This window comes from Pseudomonas sp. URMO17WK12:I7 (assembly GCF_003269045.1).
GTDB classification, from domain to species: Bacteria; Pseudomonadota; Gammaproteobacteria; order Pseudomonadales; family Pseudomonadaceae; genus Aquipseudomonas; species Aquipseudomonas putida_J.
In genome coordinates this window covers 190,044-212,372 of sequence record NZ_QLTL01000001.1, presented here as the reverse complement: position 1 = coordinate 212,372, position 22,329 = coordinate 190,044, and the positions used below count along the sequence as shown (strand labels likewise).

General features: G+C 63.1%; 19 protein-coding genes. 7 read left to right on the top strand and 12 right to left on the bottom strand.

Annotated elements, in window-relative coordinates; translation table 11 throughout:
• Positions 1–106 precede the first annotated feature (106 nt).
• The 8 genes from H040_RS01160 to H040_RS01125 all read right to left on the bottom strand — a co-directional run bounded on the left by H040_RS01160 (position 107) and on the right by H040_RS01125 (position 10,227).
• Positions 107–2,065 carry a DNA topoisomerase III gene (locus H040_RS01160; protein ID WP_027919719.1) on the bottom strand — a complete coding sequence of 653 codons (1,959 nt, stop codon included), beginning with the start codon at positions 2,063–2,065 and terminating at the stop codon, positions 107–109.
• Between the two features lie 254 nt (positions 2,066–2,319).
• Positions 2,320–2,748, bottom strand: coding sequence for a GNAT family N-acetyltransferase (locus H040_RS01155; protein WP_027919720.1), 429 nt, complete (start codon positions 2,746–2,748; stop codon positions 2,320–2,322).
• On the bottom strand, positions 2,741–3,907 hold the full coding sequence (locus H040_RS01150; RefSeq protein WP_027919721.1) for a ribosomal protein uL16 3-hydroxylase: 1,167 nt from the start codon (positions 3,905–3,907) through the stop codon (positions 2,741–2,743). The genes H040_RS01155 and H040_RS01150 overlap by 8 nt, the downstream gene beginning before the upstream one ends.
• Positions 3,908–3,988: 81 nt before the next feature.
• Complete coding sequence (gene purB / locus H040_RS01145; protein ID WP_033696417.1) at positions 3,989–5,359, bottom strand: adenylosuccinate lyase; 1,371 nt, start codon at positions 5,357–5,359, stop codon at positions 3,989–3,991.
• 203 nt (positions 5,360–5,562) lie between these two features.
• The gene (hflD, locus tag H040_RS01140) at positions 5,563–6,189 is read right to left on the bottom strand and encodes a high frequency lysogenization protein HflD (protein ID WP_027919723.1); all 627 of its coding nucleotides are present in this window, start codon (positions 6,187–6,189) and stop codon (positions 5,563–5,565) included.
• Positions 6,186–7,310 carry a tRNA 2-thiouridine(34) synthase MnmA gene (gene mnmA, locus H040_RS01135; protein WP_027919724.1) on the bottom strand — a complete coding sequence of 375 codons (1,125 nt, stop codon included), beginning with the start codon at positions 7,308–7,310 and terminating at the stop codon, positions 6,186–6,188. The genes hflD and mnmA overlap by 4 nt, the downstream gene beginning before the upstream one ends.
• A 59-nt stretch (positions 7,311–7,369) precedes the next feature.
• Positions 7,370–7,810, bottom strand: a complete 441-nt coding sequence (locus tag H040_RS01130) for an NUDIX hydrolase (protein WP_027919725.1) — start codon at positions 7,808–7,810, stop codon at positions 7,370–7,372.
• A 191-nt stretch (positions 7,811–8,001) separates the two neighbouring features.
• Positions 8,002–10,227: an NADP-dependent isocitrate dehydrogenase gene (locus H040_RS01125; RefSeq protein WP_027919726.1), complete on the bottom strand. Its 2,226-nt coding sequence runs from the start codon at positions 10,225–10,227 to the stop codon at positions 8,002–8,004.
• Between the two features lie 413 nt (positions 10,228–10,640).
• Here H040_RS01125 and icd point away from each other — a divergent pair, with 413 nt between their 5' ends.
• Complete coding sequence (gene icd, locus H040_RS01120; RefSeq protein WP_027919727.1) at positions 10,641–11,897, top strand: NADP-dependent isocitrate dehydrogenase; 1,257 nt, start codon at positions 10,641–10,643, stop codon at positions 11,895–11,897.
• Positions 11,898–11,970: 73 nt separating this feature from the next.
• On the opposite strand, the gene cspD is transcribed toward icd, so the two are convergent.
• Positions 11,971–12,237 carry a cold shock domain-containing protein CspD gene (gene cspD, locus H040_RS01115; protein WP_027919728.1) on the bottom strand — a complete coding sequence of 89 codons (267 nt, stop codon included), beginning with the start codon at positions 12,235–12,237 and terminating at the stop codon, positions 11,971–11,973.
• Positions 12,238–12,467: 230 nt separating this feature from the next.
• Between cspD and clpS the strand changes: the two genes are divergently transcribed.
• Both clpS and clpA read left to right on the top strand, forming a co-directional pair.
• Entirely contained in the window at positions 12,468–12,830 is a 363-nt protein-coding gene (gene clpS / locus H040_RS01110) for an ATP-dependent Clp protease adapter ClpS (protein ID WP_003251220.1), read from the top strand.
• 30 nt (positions 12,831–12,860) lie between these two features.
• A complete protein-coding gene (gene clpA, locus H040_RS01105; protein WP_027919729.1) occupies positions 12,861–15,131 on the top strand; it encodes an ATP-dependent Clp protease ATP-binding subunit ClpA in 2,271 nt (756 codons plus the stop codon).
• 144 nt (positions 15,132–15,275) lie between these two features.
• On the opposite strand, the gene infA is transcribed toward clpA, so the two are convergent.
• From infA to aat, 3 genes are all read right to left on the bottom strand, one after another.
• Positions 15,276–15,494: a translation initiation factor IF-1 gene (gene infA, locus H040_RS01100; protein WP_002553999.1), complete on the bottom strand. Its 219-nt coding sequence runs from the start codon at positions 15,492–15,494 to the stop codon at positions 15,276–15,278.
• A 101-nt stretch (positions 15,495–15,595) separates the two neighbouring features.
• Positions 15,596–16,303 carry an arginyltransferase gene (locus H040_RS01095; protein ID WP_027919730.1) on the bottom strand — a complete coding sequence of 236 codons (708 nt, stop codon included), beginning with the start codon at positions 16,301–16,303 and terminating at the stop codon, positions 15,596–15,598.
• 57 nt (positions 16,304–16,360) lie between these two features.
• Positions 16,361–17,041: a leucyl/phenylalanyl-tRNA--protein transferase gene (gene aat / locus H040_RS01090; protein ID WP_027919731.1), complete on the bottom strand. Its 681-nt coding sequence runs from the start codon at positions 17,039–17,041 to the stop codon at positions 16,361–16,363.
• Positions 17,042–17,343: 302 nt separating this feature from the next.
• On the opposite strand from aat, the gene H040_RS01085 reads away from it, so the two are divergent.
• From H040_RS01085 to crcB, 4 genes are all read left to right on the top strand, one after another.
• A complete protein-coding gene (locus H040_RS01085) occupies positions 17,344–19,926 on the top strand; it encodes a DNA translocase FtsK (RefSeq protein ID WP_371260262.1) in 2,583 nt (860 codons plus the stop codon).
• A gap of 62 nt (positions 19,927–19,988) precedes the next feature.
• Positions 19,989–20,612 carry an outer membrane lipoprotein chaperone LolA gene (gene lolA, locus H040_RS01080; RefSeq protein ID WP_027919733.1) on the top strand — a complete coding sequence of 208 codons (624 nt, stop codon included), beginning with the start codon at positions 19,989–19,991 and terminating at the stop codon, positions 20,610–20,612.
• A 12-nt stretch (positions 20,613–20,624) separates the two neighbouring features.
• A complete protein-coding gene (locus H040_RS01075) occupies positions 20,625–21,950 on the top strand; it encodes a replication-associated recombination protein A (RefSeq protein ID WP_027919734.1) in 1,326 nt (441 codons plus the stop codon).
• Positions 21,947–22,321: a fluoride efflux transporter CrcB gene (crcB, locus tag H040_RS01070; RefSeq protein ID WP_027919735.1), complete on the top strand. Its 375-nt coding sequence runs from the start codon at positions 21,947–21,949 to the stop codon at positions 22,319–22,321. Before H040_RS01075 ends, crcB begins: the two co-directional genes overlap by 4 nt.
• The last annotated feature ends 8 nt before the right edge of the window (positions 22,322–22,329 follow it).

Here is a 22,329-nt window from a genome sequence, read left to right as displayed (position 1 = left end):
TGTTGGCTGTACTGGCCTCTTCGCGGCTGAAGCCGCTCCTACAACGACTTCACCGCCTCCTGTAGGAGCGGCTTCAGCCGCGAAGAGGCCGGTATTGGCAACCCCATCAACTGGAGGCCTTGCGCCGAGGTTGCCTTGCCTTGCTGGCAGCTGGTTTCCCTTCAGCGGCCTTGCCTTTGCCGGTACTGCGCCGCTTCTTTTTCCACGGCGCCGCCTTGCCCACCGCCGGCCCGGTAATGGTCATGCGCATTCCCCGGCAACGTTCCACCAGCTTGCCCATCCACGCCGACTGGCGGGCGACGAACTCTTCCAGGCTCATCTCGCCGCTTTGCACCATGTCCAGCGCCTGCTCCCAGATTGCCGTGGTGCCGGGGTCGGCAATCGCGCGGGGGACGGCGTCGATCAGGCTGAAAGCAGCCGGGGTGGCAGACAGGGCCTTGCCGTTCTTCACCAGATAGCCGCGGTCGAGCAGGCCCTGGATGATGCTGGCGCGGGTCGCTTCGGTCCCGATGCCGGTGGTTTCCTTGAGCTTTTGCTTGAGCCGCGGGTCGTCCACCAGCTTGGCAACGTTCTTCATGGCCTTGATCAGGTCGCCTTCGGTGAAAGGCTTGGGCGGCTGGGTCCACAAGTCCTTGAGCTGCAAACCGTGCACGTTGCAGTCCTGGCCTTCATGAAGGGCCGGCAGCACCTGGGCTGGCTGGGCTTCGCGGCCCTTGGCCGGGGTCAGCGCCTCGGGCAGGGCGCGACGCCAGCCGGGCTCGACGATCTGTTTGCCGACAGCGCGCAGGGCATGGCCAGCGCAATCGAATTCGGCCTGGGTGCGGTCGTATTCGTGGTTGGGCAGGAACTGCGCCAGGTAGCGTGCACGGATCAGCGTGTAGACCGCCTTGTGCTTGGCGGGCAGGCGTGCCGGGTCGCTGGCTGCGGCGGTGGGGATGATGCCATGGTGGGCGCTGACCTTGGCGTCGTTCCAGGCGCGTGAGCGGCGCTGGGGCTGCAGGTGCGCTTGCAGCGGCGCCAGGCTGGCATCGGCACGCTGCAGCGCGGCGAGGATGGCTGGAGCCTCGCCATGCTGGCTGACGGGCAGGTAGCCACAATCGCTGCGCGGGTAGGTGATCAGCTTGTGGGTCTCATACAGCGCCTGGGCGATGTCGAGGGTTTCCTGGGCGCCGAGGCCAAACTTTTTCGAGCACAGCTCCTGCAAGGTGCCGAGGTCGAAGGGCAGCGGTGCGGCCTCGCGCACCCGCTCGGTGGCAACCTTGAGTACCCGCGCCGTACCGGCAGTGTTCATGTCTGCAGCGGCCTGCTGGGCCAGTGCCTGGTTCAGGCAGCGGCCCTGGTCGTCGCAGGTGTCATCCGGTGCGCGCCACTGCGCATTGAAGGTTTGGCCGGCGTGTTCGAGCTGTACATCAATGGCCCAGAAAGGCACGGGCACGAAATCGGCGATGCTGCGATCACGGTCCACCACCAGGCGCAGGGTCGGGGTCTGCACCCGCCCCACCGGTAGCACGCCCTGGTAGCCGGACTGGCGACCAAGCAGGGTGAACAGCCGGCTCATGTTCATGCCGATCAGCCAGTCGGCGCGTGAGCGGCCCAGGGCCGAGTGGTAGAGGTTGAAGGTATCCTGGCCGGGCAGCAGGCGTGCCAGTGCCTTGCGGATCGAGGCATCGTCCAGGGCCGACAACCACAGGCGCTGGATCGGGCCACGGTAGCGGCAGTGCTCGACCAGCTCGCGGGCGATCATCTCGCCTTCGCGGTCGGCGTCGGTGGCGATCACCAGTTCGCGGGCTTCGCCGAGCAGGCGCTTGACCGCTTTGAACTGGCTGGCGGTCTTGGGCTTGACCCGCATCTTCCACTTTTCCGGGATGATCGGCAGGTCGGCGAGGTTCCAGTGCTTGTAGCGGTCGTCGTAACTGTCGGGCGGGGCGGTTTCCAGCAGGTGGCCGATGCACCAGGTCACGCAGACGTCGGTACCCTGCCAGCATCCGTCGGCCTTGCGGTTGGCACCGAGCACCTTGGCGATGTCTTTGGCCTGGGAGGGTTTTTCGCAGAGGAACAGGCGCATGGCCGGGAACGCTTCATCGGGGAAAGATGGGCACTAGGATGCGCAAGCGGGGGCGCGGAGGCAAGTTTTATCTGGATGGATGTACAGCTTATTTGTTGCGTGGGATTGACGTGATTCTTGTAGGAGCGGCCTTGTGTCGCGAAAGGGGCGCGTAGCGGCCCCAAAATCTCTGTCCAGGCAGAGATTGCCTGGCTGCTTTGCAGCCCTATCGCAACACAAGGCCGCTCCTACAAGAGGGCGGCGCGGTGCTGGGATCAGGCGCGCGAGTCGCGCACCATGTCTACATGCGGGATGCCGGCTTCGAGAAATTCCTCGCTGACTACGCGAAAGCCCAGGCGCTCGTAGAATGGCGTGGCATGCACCTGGGCACTGAGCGTCTGCTGCTTGAGGTCACGGTTTTGCGCTTCGGCGATGACCGCCTGCATCAGCGCGTCGCCGACCTTCAGCCCACGCCAGTCCTTGAGCACCGATATGCGGCCGATGGTGCCATCGGTCAGCAGGCGTGCGGTGCCGATCGGGTAGTCACCCTCCAGGGCCAGGAAGTGCACGGCATCCTGGTCCTCGGAGTCGAACTCCAGTTCCGGCGGAATGTGCTGTTCGGCGACAAACACGGCGGTACGGATGCGGTGGATATCGGCGTTGTCTTTGTGCCAGTCGGCGAGGCGAACGCTGATCTTATTCATTGGCGAATCCCAGGCTCCCTTGTTTGATCAACTGCTGGATGAGCATAAGGCCATCTTCGTCCTGCAGCCACTGCTCAAGGTTGTCGATGTGTAACGCGTCGGCCGAGCACACCAGTTTCAGCAGCTCGCGCAGTTTGGCCGGCAGCGGGCAGCTGCGGCCGCTGGCAAACAGCATCAGGTCGTCGTTGAGCTCGGACCAGGCCATGCGAGCGCTTGGGTTGCGGATCAGGATGGCGCCGTCTTCCAGGGCTTCGATCAGCTCTTGCTCGTCCAGCTCTTCACCGGTGACCTGCTCCGGGTAGCGCGGCTCGGTCATGAACTGGCCGAACCAGGTCAGCAGCAGGTCCTTGTCGTTGGTGTGCTTGTCGATCAGCGCCTTGAGGCGGTCGAGGGCGTCGTGCTGGATCTGGTGCGGGTCGCTGGCAGGCTGCGCGTCAGCATCGCTGTAACGCTCCTCTTCCGGCAGGAACTGGCCGAGGAAGTCGGTGAAGTGGGTCAGCACTTCAGCGGCACTTGGGGCGCGGAAGCCGACCGAGTAGGTCAGGCAGTTGTCCACGGCGACGCCGTAATGGGCCAGGCGCGGTGGCAGATAGAGCATGTCGCCCGGTTCCAGGGTCCATTCGCCGCTCTGCTCGAATTCGGCGAGGATACGCAGGTCGGCATGCTCCAGCAGCGGGCTGTCGCTGTTGCACATCTGGCCGATCTTCCAGTTGCGCTCGCCGTGGCCTTGCAGCAGGAACACGTCGTAATTGTCGAAATGCGGGCCGACGCTGCCGCCAGGGGTGGCGAAGCTGATCATCACGTCATCGATACGCCAGCTTGGCAGGAAGCGGAAATGCTCCAGCAGTTCGGCAACTTCCGGGACGAACTGGTCGACGGCCTGCACCAGCAGGGTCCAGTCCTGCTCCGGCAGCTCGGCGAAGGTGTCTTCGTTGAACGGGCCACGGCGCAGCTCCCACGGGTGGGCGCCGTGCTCGAGGACGATGCGCGACTCGACTTCTTCTTCCAGGGCCAGGCCGGCCAGTTCGTCGGGGTCGATCGGGCTTTGGAAGTCCGGGAAGGCCTGGCGCACCAGCAGGGGCTTCTTCTGCCAGTAGTCGCGCATGAATTCGCGGGCCGAGATGCCGCCGAGCAGCTGCAGTGGAGTATCAGGATTCATGTTCAACCTATTGAAAAAACGTAATTTTCGTCCGGGAATAAAAACGCCCGGCTATGCCGGGCGTTGAACGCGACGGTCAGCTTAGATGCGTTTGGCCTGGGCTGCCGCGTTACCGATGTAGGTAGCGGGGGTCAGCAGCTTCAGTTCGGCCTTGGCGTCGGCAGGCATGTCGAGGCCGTCGATGAAGGTCAGCAGCGCTTCTGGCGTGATGCCCTTGCCACGGGTCAGCTCCTTGAGCTTCTCGTAGGGGTTCTCGATGTTGAAGCGGCGCATCACGGTCTGGATCGGCTCGGCGAGCACTTCCCAGCAGGCGTCCAGGTCGGCGGCGATGCGGGCCTGGTTGACTTCCAGCTTGCCGATGCCTTTCAGGCTGGCTTCGTAGGCGATGACGCTGTGGGCGAAGCCCACGCCCAGGTTGCGCAGCACGGTGGAGTCGGTCAGGTCACGCTGCCAGCGCGAGATCGGCAGCTTGCTGGCCAGGTGCTGGAACAGTGCGTTGGCGATGCCCAGGTTGCCTTCGGAGTTCTCGAAGTCGATCGGGTTGACCTTGTGCGGCATGGTCGACGAGCCGATTTCGCCGGCCACGGTCTTCTGCTTGAAGTAGCCCAGCGAGATGTAGCCCCAGACGTCGCGGTCGAAGTCGATGAGGATGGTGTTGAAACGGGCGATCGCGTCGAACAGCTCGGCGATGTAGTCGTGCGGTTCGATCTGGGTGGTGTACGGGTTGAACTGCAGGCCCAGCTCGTCTTCGATGAAGGCGCGGGCGTTCGCTTCCCAGTCGATCTGCGAGTAGGCCGACAGGTGGGCGTTGTAGTTGCCCACGGCGCCGTTGATCTTGCCCAGCAGCGGCACGGCGGCAACCTGGGCGATCTGGCGCTCCAGGCGGTACACGACGTTGGCCAGCTCTTTGCCCAGGGTGGTCGGCGAAGCCGGCTGGCCGTGGGTGCGCGACAGCATCGGCACGTCGGCGTGGGCGTGGGCCAGGGCGCGGATGGCGTCGGCGATCTGGCGCATCAGCGGCAGCAGCACGTCGTCACGGCCAGCGCGCAGCATCAGCGCGTGGGACAGGTTGTTGATGTCCTCGCTGGTGCAGGCGAAGTGGATGAATTCGCTGACCTTGGCCAGCTCAGGCAGCTTGGCGGCCTGCTCCTTGAGGAGGTATTCGATCGCCTTGACGTCGTGGTTGGTGGTGCGCTCGATTTCCTTGACGCGTTCGGCGTGCTCGAGCTTGAAGTCGGTGGCCAGGCTGTCCAGCAGGGCATTGGCTTCGGCGGAGAACGCCGGCACTTCGCCGATCTGCGGGTGGGCGGCCAGGCGCTGTAGCCAGCGCACTTCGACCAGAGCGCGGAAACGGATCAGGCCGAATTCGCTGAAAATGGGGCGCAAGGCCTGGGTTTTGCCGGCGTAACGGCCGTCTACAGGGGAAACCGCAGTGAGCGAAGAAAGCTGCATGGGGTGTTCTCGGACAGTCAGGCTTTTGGAAGGGCGCATATCATACATGAAATTTGCCTGTAGGAGCGGCCTTGCGTCGCGAAAGGGCCGCGCAGCGGCCCCGGCAATCTATGCCAGGGCAGCCATTCTGGGGCTGCTGCGCAGCCCTTTCCGAGCGGTCTGGCGCCCCGGCAAGGCCGCTCCTGCAAGTCCGGCGTTTTTCTCTAAGAAGGCGAACGCATCATGTCGTACAGTTCGTTGAGCAGCTTGCGCCGGCTGAATACCAGCTGCCAGCGGTGCCCGCCCAGCTGGCGCCACAGGCGCGCGGCGCGGATGCCGGCCAGCAGCAGGGCGCGGATCTTCGAGGCGTTGCTGGCCTGCTGCAGGAAGCGCATGTCGCCGTGCACCTGGATGCGCTGGCGCAAGGTGCTCAGGGTGTCCTGGTACAAGGCTCCGCTGGAAGCGATGACGTTTTCGTGAACCAGGCCGAAATGGTCGGCCTGGGACTGGATCTGTGGCAGGCGGTTGCCGATGGTGTCGAGCAGGTCGCCGCGCTTGTTCAGCTGGCGCTCCAGGCCGAGCATCGACAGGGCGTAGCGCAGTGGCTCGCGCTGCAGGCTGCTGGGGTCGCGCTCCAGGGCGCCGACCAGGGCACGATAGCCGTCGCGCAGGTTGAGGTCGTCGCCGCCGAACACCTCCAGGGTGTCCTTGGGGTCACGTACCAGCAGGCTGCCGAGCATGCAGCCGATGTTGGCTTCGCTGGCCTGGCCGGTGCGGGCGATGCGGTCGACCAGCACGGCGGCCTGGAACACGCCGCCCAGGGCAATCAGCTGCTCCTGCAGGTTGCTCATGCGCGCGGGCTCCATGGCTCGGCGGTTTCGATCACGCCGCCGCCCAGGCACACCTCGCCGTCATAGAACACCACCGACTGGCCCGGGGTCACGGCGCGCTGCGGCTCGTCGAACACGGCGCGGTAGCCGGTCTCGGTCAGCTCCAGGGTGCACTGCTGGTCGCTTTGGCGGTAGCGCACCTTGGCCGTCAGCCGGCGCGGGCTGCTCAGGTCGATCGGGTTGACCCAGAAGATTTCCGAGGCGAGCAGGGCGCGGGAGAACAGCCACGGGTGTTCGTTGCCCTGGCCGACCACCAGCACGTTGCGGGTCAGGTCCTTGTGCAGCACGTACCACGGCTCGTCACCGGCGTCCTTCAGGCCGCCAATACCCAGCCCCTGGCGCTGGCCGATGGTGTGGTACATCAGGCCGTGGTGGCGGCCGATCACTTCGCCGTCAGTGGTCTCGATGTTGCCAGGCTGGGCTGGCAGGTATTGCTTGAGGAAGTCGCTGAAGCGGCGCTCGCCGATGAAGCAGATGCCGGTGGAATCTTTCTTCTTGGCGGTGGCCAGGCCGTGTTTTTCGGCGATGGCACGAACTTCGGGCTTTTCCAGTTCGCCGACCGGGAACAGGGTGCGGGCGATTTCTTTGCCACCGACGGCGTGCAGGAAGTAGCTCTGGTCCTTGTTCGGGTCCAGGCCCTTGAGCAGTTCGGTGAGCGCGCCGGTGTCGCGGCGGCGCACGTAGTGGCCGGTGGCGATCAGGTCGGCACCCAGCGACAGGGCGTAGTCGAGGAACGCCTTGAACTTGATTTCGCGGTTGCAGAGGATGTCCGGGTTGGGCGTGCGGCCGGCCTTGTATTCTTCGAGGAAGTGCTCGAACACGTTGTCCCAGTACTCGGCGGCGAAGTTGGCGGTGTGCAGCTTGATGCCGATGCGGTCGCATACGGCCTGGGCGTCGGCCAGGTCTTCACGGGCGGTGCAGTATTCGGTGCCGTCGTCTTCTTCCCAGTTCTTCATGAACAGCCCTTCCACCTGGTAGCCCTGCTCCATGAGCAGAAGGGCGGAGACGGAAGAGTCCACGCCGCCGGACATGCCGACGATGACGCGGGTCTTGGCGGGGTCTTTGAGTGCTGGGCTGGTCATGGGTACCGGTGTGTATCAAGGGGGAAAAACGCCGATTCTATCAAAACCGGCGCGGCGCGTCAGTCACGCAGCAGTTCGAGGCTGTGCAGGGGGCCTGCGAGGTAGTCGTCGAGGCAGCGTGGCACCAGCTCGCTGCGCCAGCGGGCGGGGTCGGCCAGCAGTTCGTCGCGGGTCAGCCACACGGCGCGGACGATGTCGCTGTCCAGGGCCAGGTCGGCATGCTGGCGCAAGGGGCGGGCGGCGAAGCAGATGCGCTGGTAGGTCACGCCGTTGCTTGGGGCGGTGTACAGGTAGATGCCGACCACGCCGGTGAGTTCGACTTCCCAGGCGGTTTCCTCGAGGGTTTCGCGCAGGGCGGCCTGGGGCAATGTTTCGTTGGGTTCGAGGTGGCCGGCGGGCTGGTTGAAGACGTGCTGGCCGGCTTTGAATTCCTCGACGAAGAGGAACTTGCCTTCGTGTTCGACAATGGTGGCGACGGTGATGTGGGGTTGCCAGGTCATGAACAGCTCCATAAGGGCTGGCACCGCCCCTGTGGGAGCGGGTTTACCCGCGAATGCGATGCTGAATCCACTGATGCATTCGCGGGTAAACCCGCTCCCACAGGGGCGGCGTTGGCCGCTAGAAATCATTTATCCAGAAAGCACAAACCCCGGTGCGTGGCCGGGGTTTGTGCTGTTACTTCAAGCGAACCTTACAGGGCAGCAATGGCGCTGTTCAGGGTTTGGCTTGGGCGCATCACCTTGGCGGTCAGCTCGGCATCCGGGGCGTAGTAGCCACCGATGTCGGCTGGCTTGCCCTGAACGGCGTTGAGCTCGGCGACGATGGTCTCCTCGTTCTCGGTCAGGGTCTTGGCCAGTGGGGCGAAGCGTGCCTGCAGGGCGGCGTCGTCGCTCTGGGCAGCCAGGGCCTGGGCCCAGTACAGGGTCAGGTAGAAGTGGCTGCCGCGGTTGTCGATGCCACCGACTTTGCGCGAAGGCGACTTGTTGGTGTCGAGGAACTTGCCGGTGGCCTGGTCCAGGGTGTTGGCCAGGACCTTGGCGCGCGGGTTGTCGTAGGTGTTGCCCAGGTGCTCCAGGGAAGCGGCCAGGGCCAGGAATTCACCCAGCGAGTCCCAACGCAGGAAGTTCTCTTCAACCAGCTGCTGCACGTGCTTCGGTGCCGAACCGCCGGCGCCGGTCTCGAACAGGCCACCGCCGTTCATCAGCGGCACGATCGACAGCATCTTGGCGCTGGTGCCCAGTTCCATGATCGGGAACAGGTCGGTCAGGTAGTCGCGCAGCACGTTGCCGGTCACCGAGATGGTGTCCTTGCCTTCGCGGATGCGGGCCAGGGAGAACTTGATGGCGTCGACCGGCGCCAGAACACGGATGTCCAGGCCAGCGGTGTCGTGGTCCTTCAGGTACTTCTGCACCTTCTCGATCATCACGCCATCGTGGGCGCGGGCCGGGTCCAGCCAGAACACCGCTGGGGTGTTGCTCAGGCGGGCACGGTTGACGGCCAGCTTGACCCAGTCCTGGATCGGCGCGTCTTTGGTCTGGCACATGCGGAAGATGTCACCGGCTTCGACGTTCTGCTCCAGAACGACCTTGCCCTGGCCATCGACCACGCGTACCACGCCGTCGGCCTGGATCTGGAAGGTCTTGTCGTGGGAACCGTACTCTTCGGCCTTCTGGGCCATCAGGCCGACGTTCGGCACGCTGCCCATGGTGGTCGGGTCGAAGGCGCCGTTGGCCTTGCAGTCTTCGATGGTGGCCTGGTAGATGCCGGCGTAGCAACGATCCGGGATGATCGCCTTGGCATCCTGCAGTTCACCGGCGGTGTTCCACATCTTGCCCGAGTCACGGATCATCGCTGGCATCGAGGCGTCGACGATGACGTCGCTCGGCACGTGCAGGTTGGTGATGCCCTTGTCGGAGTTGACCATGGCCAAGGCTGGACGCTGGGCGTACAGGGCCTGGATGTCGGCCTCGATCTCGGCCTGCTTGTCGGCTGGCAGGTCCTTGATGCGGGCGTACAGGTCGCCGATGCCGTTGTTGGCGTTGAAGCCTACTTCAGCCAGGGCTGCAGCGTGCTTGGCCAGTACGTCGCCATAGAACTCTTCGACGATGACGCCGAACATGATCGGGTCGGAAACCTTCATCATGGTGGCTTTCAGGTGTACCGACAGCAGTACGCCAGAGGCCTTGGCATCGGCGATCTGCTCGGCGATGAAGGCTTTCAGGGCCTTGCGGCTCATGGTGGCGCAGTCGACGATTTCAGCGGCTTTTACGGCGGTCTTGGCTTTCAGCACGGTGGTGCTGCCGTCTTTGCCGACCAGCTCGATGCGCAGGTTGTCGTCAGCCTCGATCAGCGCGGCTTTTTCGCTGCCGTAGAAGTCGCCGTTGCTCATGTGTGCAACGTGCGACTGCGAGTCGGCGGCCCAGGCGCCCATCTTGTGCGGGTGCTTGCGGGCGTAGTTCTTGACCGACAGTGGCGCGCGGCGGTCGGAGTTGCCTTCGCGCAGCACCGGGTTCACGGCGGAGCCCTTGATGCGGTCGTAGCGGGCGCGGGACTCTTTCTCGGCCTCGGTGGACGGCTCGTCGGCGTAGTCAGGGATGTTGAAGCCTTTGCCTTGCAGTTCCTTGATCGCGGCCTTGAGCTGCGGTACCGAGGCGCTGATGTTCGGCAGCTTGATGATGTTGGCTTCAGGGGTGGTAGCCAGCTGGCCCAGTTCCGCCAGGTGATCGCCTACTTGCTTCTCTGCGCCCAGTTGCTCCGGGAAGGCGGCAAGGATACGGCCAGCCAGGGAGATGTCGCGAGTTTCGACGGCGATGTCAGCCGAAGCGGTGAAGGCTTCGACGATCGGCAGCAGCGAGTAGGTGGCGAGGGCGGGGGCTTCGTCGGTGAAGGTATAGATGATCTTGGAACGGGTGGGCATGCGGGTTAACTCTCTGTGTGCTGAGCGTGCTCGAGTCTCGTGTTGCGCAGGGTAGGCGCATCGCCCTGGCAACGCCATGAGCGGAAAGTCGAGAGGCTGCGAGCTGTGATGGTGGATGCATCAGTCGAGCGTCAATGCTGAGCTGCGGTAACAACCCAGGCTTTTCGGCCATTCATGGCCAAGGGCGGTCCGCATTTTCCTGGGATTCGCCCCGATGACCCTTCGGTCGCGGCGGAGTATACCAAACCATTCGGGCTATTCAGCAAGGCGAAGTGACATCGGCGCCATTTATAAGACCAAAGACGTAGGGGCAATGTGGTAGATTGCCGCACCGCTTGCAGGTCGACAGATGTGGTTTAGGCTCATTGGATCGCATGATGTCCAACCACACCCGACAGCGGAGTAGTGCAAGCATGGGATACCAGAAAATCAAGGTTCCGACCGACGGCGCCAAGATCACCGTCAATGCAGACCATTCGCTCAACGTTCCTGACAACCCGATCATTCCTTATATTGAAGGGGACGGGATTGGCGTCGATGTTTCACCAGTGATGATCAAGGTGGTCGATGCCGCTGTGCAGAAGGCCTACGGCGGGAAGCGCAAGATCGCCTGGATGGAAGTGTATGCCGGCGAGAAAGCCACCCAGGTGTATGACCAGGATACCTGGCTGCCCCAGGAAACCCTGGATGCGGTCAAAGACTACGTGGTTTCGATCAAAGGCCCGTTGACCACCCCGGTCGGCGGCGGTATCCGCTCGCTCAACGTGGCCCTGCGCCAGCAGCTCGACCTGTATGTATGCCTGCGCCCGGTGCTGTGGTTCGAGGGTGTGCCAAGCCCCGTGAAGAAGCCCGGCGACGTCGACATGGTGATCTTCCGCGAGAACTCCGAGGACATCTATGCCGGTATCGAGTGGAAGGCCGGCTCGCCCGAAGCAAACAAGGTGATCAAGTTCCTCAAGGAGGAAATGGGCGTCACCAAGATCCGCTTCGACCAGGACTGTGGCATCGGCGTCAAGCCGGTCTCCCGCGAGGGCACCAAGCGCCTGGTGCGCAAGGCTCTGCAGTACGTGGTGGACAACGACCGCGAGTCGCTGACCCTGGTGCACAAGGGCAACATCATGAAATTCACCGAGGGTGCTTTCAAGGACTGGGGCTATGAAGTGGCCCGTGACGAGTTCGGGGCCGAGCTGCTCGATGGTGGCCCGTGGATGAAGTTCAAGAACCCCAAGAGCGGCCGCGAGGTGATCGTCAAGGACGCCATCGCCGACGCGATGCTCCAGCAGATCCTGCTGCGCCCGGCCGAATACGATGTGATCGCCACGCTTAACCTCAACGGTGACTACCTGTCCGACGCCCTGGCGGCTGAAGTGGGCGGCATCGGCATTGCGCCGGGCGCCAACCTGTCTGATACCGTGGCCATGTTCGAGGCCACCCACGGCACCGCGCCGAAATACGCCGGGCAGGACAAGGTCAACCCGGGCTCGGTGATCCTTTCGGCGGAAATGATGCTGCGCCACATGGGCTGGACCGAGGCGGCCGACCTGATCATCAAGGGCACCAATGGCGCCATTGCGGCCAAGACTGTGACCTATGACTTCGAGCGGCTGATGGACGGTGCCAAGCTGGTGGGCAGTTCAGGCTTTGGCGATGAAATGATCAAGCATATGTAAGACAATCGAAAGCCGGCCGCTTCCAGAGAAGGAAGCGGCCGGCTTTTTGGTATACCGGCAGAGAGCAGGGTGGTCAGGCTTGTGCGGTTTCACCCTCGGATTGGCCCACAGCGTTGGCGGCGGATGCTGCAGCTGTTGCGGCGTCCATTATCTTGATCGCATGCAGGCCTTTGGGGCCCTGAATGATCTCGAACTCCACGGACTGGCCTGCCTTGAGCGTCTTGTAGCCGTCCATCTGGATCGCGGAATAATGCGCGAACAGATCGTCGGTTTTACCCTCTTCGTTGATGAATCCGTAGCCCTTGGCATTGTTGAACCACTTGACTTTACCGCTTGCCATCCCTATGTCCCTCTGCAAAGGACTCCATCACTGGAGTATCATCCACTTCATCCGCATACGAACCATGCGAAAAATCTGGTTGACTGCGCGGATCTTTATCGACCACGGTGGGTTCTTATTGGTTGTAACACCGTTTTGCCGATAGTCAAGGTCAGGTGGCGCGTGCGCCAGCGACCGCAAACGCAGTCAACCCACAACCTTAACCTGTCGATCATGATGAATTTCTTTCCATGCATGCACCCAGCGAGATTCGACTAACATTCAATCAGGATCGCCCGCAATCGAATGAGGACGACGGCTCAGGGCTTGCGGTACAGGAAGCCAAGCCGATCCTGCAGGCGCCACCGATGTACAAGGTGGTTTTGTTCAACGATGACTACACGCCGATGGATTTCGTCGTCGAAGTGCTCGAAACGTTCTTCAGTCTGAACCGCGAGCTGGCGACCAAGATCATGCTGACCGTCCATACCGAGGGGCGGGCAGTGTGCGGATTGTTTACCCGTGACATCGCCGAAACAAAGGCCATGCAGGTCAACCAATACGCCAGGGAAAGCCAGCATCCGCTACTCTGTGAAATCGAGAAGGACGGTTAATCGCCGACCACTTGGGTATGAGGTGAAGCTATGTTAAACCGCGAGCTCGAAGTCACCCTCAATCTTGCCTTCAAGGAGGCCCGTTCGAAACGTCATGAATTCATGACCGTCGAACATCTGCTGCTGGCACTCCTTGACAATGAGGCTGCTGCGACCGTTCTGCGCGCCTGTGGCGCCAATCTCGACAAACTCAAGCACGATCTGCAAGAGTTCATCGACTCCACTACACCCCTGATCCCCGTCAACGACGAAGACCGCGAAACCCAGCCGACCCTGGGCTTCCAGCGCGTGCTGCAACGTGCCGTGTTCCACGTGCAGAGTTCCGGCAAGCGCGAAGTCACCGGCGCCAATGTGCTGGTCGCGATCTTCAGCGAACAGGAAAGCCAGGCTGTGTTCCTGCTCAAGCAGCAGAGCGTGGCCCGTATCGACGTGGTCAACTATATCGCCCACGGCATTTCCAAGGTGCCGGGGCATGGTTCGCATGCTGAAAGCGACCAGGAAATGCAGGACGAAGAGGGTGGCGAAACCTCCTCTTCGAGCAACCCGCTGGATGCCTATGCCAGCAACCTGAACGAACTGGCCCGTGCCGGGCGTATCGACCCGCTGGTGGGTCGCGAGCAGGAAGTCGAGCGTGTGGCCCAGATCCTGGCCCGCCGGCGCAAGAACAACCCGCTGCTGGTCGGTGAGGCTGGCGTCGGCAAGACCGCCATCGCCGAGGGCCTGGCCAAGCGTATCGTCGACGGCCAGGTGCCGGACCTGCTGGCGCAGAGCGTGGTCTATTCGCTGGACCTTGGTGCGCTGCTGGCTGGTACCAAGTACCGTGGCGACTTCGAGAAGCGCTTCAAGGCGCTGCTCGGTGAATTGCGCAAGCGCCCGCAGGCGATCCTGTTCATCGACGAGATCCACACCATCATCGGTGCCGGTGCGGCGTCGGGCGGGGTGATGGATGCGTCCAACCTGCTCAAGCCGCTGCTGTCCTCCGGTGAGATCCGTTGCATCGGTTCGACCACCTTCCAGGAGTTTCGCGGCATCTTCGAGAAAGACCGTGCCTTGGCGCGGCGCTTCCAGAAGGTCGATGTCAGCGAGCCTTCGGTCGAAGACACTGTGGGCATCCTGCGTGGCCTGAAAGGCCGTTTCGAGAGCCACCACAACATCGAGTACAGCGACGAAGCCCTGCGCGCCGCCGCCGAACTGGCCTCGCGCTACATCAATGACCGGCACATGCCGGACAAAGCCATCGATGTGATCGACGAGGCGGGTGCCTATCAGCGCCTGCAGCCTGAAGCGAACCGGGTCAAGCGCATCGATGTGCCCCAGGTCGAGGACATTGTCGCCAAGATCGCGCGCATTCCGCCGAAGCATGTCACCAGCTCCGACAAGGAGCTGCTGCGCAACCTCGAGCGTGACCTGAAGCTGACCGTGTTCGGTCAGGATCAGGCCATTGATTCGCTGGCCACCGCCATCAAGCTGTCCCGGGCCGGTCTCAAATCACCAGACAAGCCAGTCGGTTCGTTCCTGTTCGCTGGCCCGACCGGCGTGGGCAAGACCGAGGCTGCGCGGCAGTTGGCCAAGGCGCTGGGTGTAGAGTTGGTGCGCTTCGACATGTCCGAGTACATGGAGCGCCACACCGTGTCGCGCCTGATCGGTGCGCCTCCTGGCTATGTTGGTTTCGACCAGGGTGGTTTGCTGACCGAAGCGATCACCAAGCAACCGCACTGCGTGCTGCTGCTCGATGAAATCGAGAAGGCCCACCCGGAAGTCTTCAACCTGCTGCTGCAGGTGATGGACCACGGCACCCTGACCGACAACAACGGGCGCAAGGCCGACTTCCGCAACGTGATCCTGATCATGACCACCAACGCCGGTGCTGAAACCGCCGCGCGGGCCTCGATCGGCTTCACCCATCAGGACCACGCGTCCGATGCCATGGAAGTCATCCGCAAGAGCTTCACGCCGGAGTTCCGCAACCGTCTGGACACCATCATCCAGTTTGGTCGCCTGAGCACCGAGACGATCAAGAGCATCGTCGACAAGTTCCTCATCGAACTGCAGGCGCAGCTGGAAGACAAGCGTGTGCTGCTGGAAGTCAGCGATGCCGCCCGCGGTTGGCTGGCGGTTTCTGGCTACGACGTGCAGATGGGTGCACGGCCGATGGCTCGGCTTATCCAGGACAAGATCAAGCGGCCGCTGGCCGAGGAGATCCTGTTTGGCGAGCTGGCCGAGCACGGTGGTGTGGTGCATGTTGACCTGCGCGATGGCGAACTGGTGTTCGACTTCGAGACCACGGCTGAGGTGGCTTGATAGTGGGGCCGCTTTGCGGCCCATCGCGGCTAAAGCCGCTCCTGCAGGGAATTGTGTTTCCCTGTAGGAGCGGCTTTAGCCGCGATGCGGTTTCAGCAGGCACAAAAAAGCCCGGCACATGCCGGGCTTTTTCATGGCTGGAGCTTAGCGCGCGCGGTAGGTGATGCGGCCCTTGCTCAGGTCGTAAGGCGTCAGCTCGACGCGGACCTTGTCGCCAGTGAGAATACGGATGTAGTTCTTGCGCATCTTTCCGGAGATGTGCGCGGTTACGACGTGCCCGTTTTCCAACTCCACGCGGAACATGGTGTTGGGCAGGGTGTCGACGACAGTACCTTCCATTTCGAAGCTGTCTTCTTTCGACATGCAGTAGAGCCCTCGGATCCAGTGTTGGCCCGACGCATAACCGCACCGGGCAAAAAAGTGGCGTGGATTATGCCGGAAAACTGCGTGTCAAGCCAATGCTTTCAGTTGAGGGTGACCCAGCGCTGGTTAATCAACAACTCGATAGGTCGGTACTGCGTCTTGTAGTTCATTTTCTTGCAGTTCTTGATCCAGTAACCCAGGTAGACCGCCTCCAGGTCCTGGCGCAGGGCTTCGGTGATCTGCCAGAGAATGGCAAAACGCCCCAGGCTGCGCCTTTCTTCGTCGGGCTCGTAGAAGGTGTATACCGCCGACAGGCCGTTGGGCAGCAGGTCGCATACCGCCACTGCCAGCAGGCGGCCTTCCAGGCGGAACTCGTAGAACCAGCAGAACGGCAGGTCGCGGACCAGGAAGGTGGAAAACTGGTCGCGGCTCGGTGGATACATGTCACCATCGGCGTGACGGGTCTCGATGTAGCGCCGATACAGGTCGAAATATTCTTCCTTGAATGCCGGGCGAGCGGCCGTCACGGTCAGGTCGGCGTTGCGCTTGAGGATGCGCCGCTGCTGGCGGTTGGGAATGAAGCGCGCGGCGGGGATGCGCGCCGGCACGCAGGCATTGCAGTTCTGGCAATGCGGGCGGTACAGGTGGTCGCCACTGCGGCGAAAGCCCATTTCCGACAGGTCGGCATACACCTGCACGTCCATCGGCTGGCTGGGGTCGAGAAACAGCGTGGTGGCCTGTTCGCCCGGCAGGTAGCTGCAGGAGTGGGGCTGAGTGGCATAGAACTTCAACCGCGCCAACTCTGTCATGATCAACCCCCTCGGTGAGACTTTGCTTATCAGTGTAAGCCAGCTCGCAGAACTCGCCTAGCGAACCCAGGTGGCACGGTTGGGCTGGTCGAGGTGGCGTGCCAGGTAGTCGGCGAAGCTGGCGCGGCTGATGGCGCGGGCGCCAAGGCTGTGCAGGTGGTGGGTCGGCATCTGGCAGTCGATCAGCACGAAGCCGGCCTGGCGCAGGTGCTCCACAAGCGTCACGAAGCCGACCTTGGAGGCGTTGTCGGCGCGGCTGAACATCGATTCACCGAAGAACAGCTGGCCGATGGCCAGGCCGTACAGGCCGCCGACCAGCTCGCCGCCCTCGCGCACTTCCACCGAATGGGCGATGCCGCGGCGGTGCAGCTCGCAGTAGGCATAGCGCATGGTGTCGGTGATCCAGGTGCCGTCGGCGTAGTCGCGCGGGGCCGCGCAGGCGGCGATCACCGCGGGGAAGTCGCTGTCGAAGGTGACCTGGTAGCGGCCCTGGCGCATCAGCTTGGCCAGCGAGCGTGAGACATGCAGCTCGTCCGGGAACAGCACCGTGCGCGGGTCGGGTGACCACCAGAGAATCGGCTGGCCGTCCTGGTACCAGGGGAAGCAGCCATGCCTATAGGCTTGCTCCAGGCGCTCGGGGCTCAGGTCGCCGCCAGCGGCGAGCAGGCCGTTGGGGTCATGCAGGGCCTTTTCCAGGGGCGGGAAGGTCAGCGAGTCGCGGGTTAGCCAGGTGAGCATGGTCTATCGTGCGGTGGGGGAGGGGAGAGGGCAGCATGGCGCGCAGGGCTTGCGGGGTCAATGCTGGCAGGGCCAGAAGCAATTGGCGGGCAGCAGAATAGGCAATTTCCCACACATTCATGAAACCATAGGCACCATCCGCTACATTTGCTGTCACACCTGTGCAAAAACACAGCATAAGCCTTTGTCACAAAAGAAAATGCGTGCTCAAATTGCACCTATACGAAAGTCGCCCCCACTCAAGCTCCATACGGCGCGCCGTCATGGCGGCTGGCGGGCAGTAATGTTAAAAGTAGTGGTTCATTGGCCAGACGCCGGCCGATCACTACTGGACGCGCAGCACGCGCAGGAATAGACGCGTTTTGAAGAAATCCACCGCAACTCCAGCTCCTTTGCCTGTGCCCCTGTGGCGACAGCAGCTGCATTACCGCCTCAAGGAAGGTGCGTTGATCGCTGTCGGCGCCCTGTGCCTGTACCTGTGGATGGCACTGCTGACCTACGACACGTCGGACCCAGGCTTCAGCCACACCAGCAACATCGACCAGGTGCAGAATGCCGCCGGGCGTGCCGGCGCGTACTTCGCCGACATCCTGTTCATGGTGCTGGGCTATTTCGCCTACATCTTCCCGCTGCTGCTGGCGATCAAGACCTGGCAGATCTTCCGCGAACGCCACCAGCCGTGGCAGTGGAGCGGCTGGCTGTTCTCCTGGCGCCTCATCGGCCTGGTGTTCCTGGTGCTGTCGGGCGCGGCCCTGGCGCATATCCATTTCCACCCGCCGGCGAGCCTGCCGTTTTCCGCGGGCGGTGCGTTGGGCGAAAGCCTTGGCGACTTGGCGCGCAACCTGCTGAACGTGCAGGGCAGCACGCTGATGTTCATTGCCCTGTTCCTGTTCGGCCTGACCGTGTTCACCGACCTGTCGTGGTTCAAGGTGATGGACATGACCGGCAAGATCACCCTCGACCTGTTCGAGCTGGTACAGGGCGCGGCCAGCCGCTGGTGGGAAGCGCGCAACGAGCGCAAGCGCCTGGAAGCGCAATTGCGTGAAGTTGACGAGCCCGTATTCGACCTGGGGCCGAAGGCCACCGACAAGCGCGAGCCGGCCAAACCAGCGCTGCGCGAGCGCATTTTCAAGCGCGAAGAGGCACCGGCCCAGCCCGCCGAGCCCCGTGAGCCGACCCTTGCCCGGGAGCCTTCCCGTGAGCCAGTAGTACCGCGCGAGCCGACCCTCGCGCGCGAGCCTGTGGTGCCGCGTGAGCCTGTGGTCCCCCGCCAGCAACCTGCAGCGGTGCCGACCATCGTGCCACCGGCCGCCGAGCGTGCGCCGGAGCCGAGCAAGCGAGTGATGAAGGAAAAACAGGCGCCGCTGTTCGTCGACAGCGCCGTGGAAGGTACTTTGCCGTCGATTTCCATCCTCGACCCGGCCGAACAGAAGAAGATCGAGTATTCGCCGGAATCCCTGGCCGGGGTCGGCCAGTTGCTGGAAATCAAGCTCAAGGAATTCGGCGTGGAAGTCTCGGTGGACTCCATTCACCCGGGCCCGGTGATTACCCGTTACGAAATCCAGCCGGCCGCAGGCGTCAAGGTCAGCCGTATCGCCAACCTGGCCAAGGACCTGGCGCGTTCGCTGGCAGTGACCAGTGTGCGGGTGGTCGAAGTCATCCCTGGCAAGACCACCGTGGGTATCGAGATCCCCAACGAAAACCGGCAGATGGTGCGCTTCTCGGAAGTGCTCGCCACGCCGCAGTACGACGAGCAGAAATCGCCGGTCACCCTGGCCCTGGGCCACGACATTGGCGGCAAGCCGGTGATCACCGACCTGGCCAAGATGCCGCACCTGCTGGTGGCCGGTACCACCGGTTCCGGTAAGTCGGTAGGTGTGAACGCGATGATCCTGTCGATCCTGTTCAAGTCCAGCCCGGAAGACGCGCGGCTGATCATGATCGACCCGAAGATGCTCGAACTGTCGATCTACGAAGGCATCCCGCACCTGCTCTGTCCGGTGGTCACCGACATGAAGGATGCCGCCAACGCCCTGCGCTGGAGCGTGGCCGAGATGGAGCGGCGCTACAAGCTGATGGCGGCCATGGGCGTGCGTAACCTGGCCGGCTTCAACCGCAAGGTCAAGGACGCCCAGGAAGCCGGCGAGATCATCCATGACCCGCTGTACCGCCGCGAAAGCATGGACGATGAGCCGCCTGCGCTGAAGACCCTGCCGACCATCGTCGTGGTGGTCGACGAATTCGCCGACATGATGATGATCGTCGGCAAGAAGGTCGAAGAGCTGATCGCCCGTATCGCCCAGAAGGCGCGGGCTGCGGGTATTCACTTGATCCTCGCTACCCAGCGCCCGTCGGTGGACGTGATCACCGGCCTGATCAAGGCCAACATCCCGACCCGCATGGCGTTCCAGGTGTCGAGCAAGATCGACTCGCGGACCATCATCGACCAGGGTGGCGCCGAACAGCTGCTTGGCCATGGTGACATGCTGTACATGCCACCGGGCACCAGCCTGCCGATCCGTGTGCACGGTGCGTTCGTCTCCGACGATGAAGTGCACCGTACGGTCGAGGCCTGGAAGCTGCGTGGCGCGCCGGACTACAACGACGACATCCTCAACGGCGTCGAAGAGGCCGGCAGCGGCTTTGATGGCGGCGGCGGCGGTGGCGATGGTGACGATGCCGAAACCGATGCCCTGTATGATGAAGCCGTGCAGTTCGTGCTGGAAAGCCGCCGCGCTTCCATCTCGGCCGTGCAGCGCAAGCTGAAGATCGGCTACAACCGCGCTGCGCGGATGATCGAGTCGATGGAAATGGCCGGCGTGGTCACCCCGATGAACAGCAACGGCTCGCGGGAAGTGATTGCCCCGGGTGGCCCGCGCGACTGATGAACACCTTGCCGGGCGCCAACGGTGGCGCCCGGCCTTTTCAATGCTCAATGAGGATTCCCATGCGCGCGATTCGCATGCTGTTGGTTTCTGCCCTGACCCTGGGCTCGGTTACTGCTTATGCCGGTGAGCAAGACGTACAACGCCTGACCCAGCTGTTGGAAAAGTCCCAGACCATCGAGGCCAACTTCTCCCAGCTGACCCTGGACGCCGGCGGCACCAGCCTGCAGGAAACGTCCGGCAAGATGACCGTGAAGCGCCCAGGTCTGTTCTACTGGCACACCAATGCGCCGCAGGAGCAGGTGGTGGTGTCCGACGGCAAGAACGTCACCCTGTGGGACCCGGACCTGGAGCAGGCGACCATCAAGAAGCTTGACCAGCGCCTGAACCAGACCCCGGCACTGCTGCTGTCCGGTGATGTATCGAAGATCAGCCAAAGCTTCGACATCACCTCCAAGGAGCAGGGCGAGGTGATGGACTTCACCCTCAAGCCCAAGACCAAGGACACCTTGTTCGACTCGCTGCGCGTGTCGTTCCGCAGGGGCCTGATCAATGACATGCAGCTGGTCGACAGTGTCGGCCAGCGCACCAACATCCTGTTCAATGGCGTCAAGGCCAACCAGGCGGTGCCGGACAGCCAGTTCAAGTTCGACATCCCCAAAGGTGCCGACGTCATCAAGGAGTAAGCAGAGCTCGCCATGGACCTGTTTCGAAGCGAACCCGTCGCCCAGCCCCTGGCAGCCCGCCTGCGCCCGTCCAACCTGGACGAGTACGTCGGCCAGGAGCACCTGTTGGCGCGTGGCAAACCGCTGCGCGAGGCGCTGGAGCAGGGTGCGCTGCACTCGATGATCTTCTGGGGGCCGCCGGGGGTGGGCAAGACCACCCTCGCGCGGTTGCTGGCGCAGTTCTGCGATGCGCACTTCGAGACGGTGTCGGCGGTGCTGGCCGGGGTCAAGGAGATCCGCCAGGCAGTCGAGGTAGCCAAGCAGCAGGCCGGCCAGTATGGCCGGCGCACCATCCTGTTTGTCGACGAAGTGCACCGCTTCAACAAGTCCCAGCAGGATGCCTTCCTGCCTTATGTGGAAGACGGCACCCTGCTGTTCATTGGTGCTACCACCGAGAACCCGTCGTTTGAGCTGAACAATGCGCTGCTTTCGCGGGCGCGGGTGTACGTGCTCAAGAGCCTCGACGAAGCGGCGCTGCGCAAGCTGGTCAATCGTGCGCTGACTGAAGAGCGCGGGCTGGGCAAGCGCAACCTGCGGGTTGGTGACGACGCCTTCAAGATGCTCATGGCCGCCGCCGATGGCGATGGCCGGCGCATGCTCAACTTCCTCGAGAACGCCTCGGACCTGGCCGAAGATGGCAGCGAAATCGACGTCCAGATGCTGCAAAGCCTGCTCGGCGACAGCCGCCGCCGCTTCGACAAGGGGGGCGAGGCGTTCTACGACCAGATTTCTGCGCTGCACAAGTCAGTGCGCGGCTCCAACCCCGATGGCGCCCTGTACTGGTTCGCCCGCATGCTCGACGGTGGCTGCGACCCGCTGTACATCGCCCGCCGCGTGGTGCGCATGGCCAGCGAGGACATTGGCAACGCCGACCCGCGCGCGCTGAGCCTGTGCCTGGCCGCCTGGGACGTGCAAGAGCGCCTGGGCAGCCCGGAGGGCGAATTGGCGGTGGCTCAGGCCATCACCTACATCGCCTGCGCGCCGAAGAGCAATGCAGTGTACGTGGGCTTCAAGACCGCTTTGCGCGAAGCTGCCGAACATGGCTCGCTGGAAGTGCCGCTGCACCTGCGCAATGCCCCGACCAAGCTGATGAAGCAACTTGGTTATGGCGAAGAGTACCGCTACGCCCATGACGAGCCCGATGCCTATGCCGCTGGCGAGGACTACTTCCCTGAAGAGCTGGAACCGCGCCAGTACTACCAGCCCGTGCCGCGAGGCCTGGAGCTGAAAATCGGCGAGAAGCTGCGCCACTTGGCCGAGCTTGACCGCAACAGCCCCCGTCAGCGGAGAAAACCGTGATTGCATTGATTGCTGCGGTCAGCGCGGGCGGTATTGCCGGGACCTTGTTGCGCTTCGCCACCGCGAACTGGGTCGCGGCCCACTGGCCACGGCACTTCTATGTCGGTACGCTGGCGGTCAACCTGGTTGGCTGCCTGCTCATCGGCCTGCTCTATGGCCTGTTCCTGCACAAGCCGCTGGCGCCAGTCGAACTGCGCGCCGGCCTGATCGTCGGCTTCCTTGGCGGCCTGACGACGTTTTCCTCCTTTTCGCTCGATACCGTGCGCCTGATCGAAAGTGGGCAAGTGCCCCTCGCGGTGGGCTATACCAGTATCAGCGTGGTGGGCGGGCTTTTGGCCACCTGGGCCGGCCTGTCCCTGACCCGTTTCTGAACCAACAC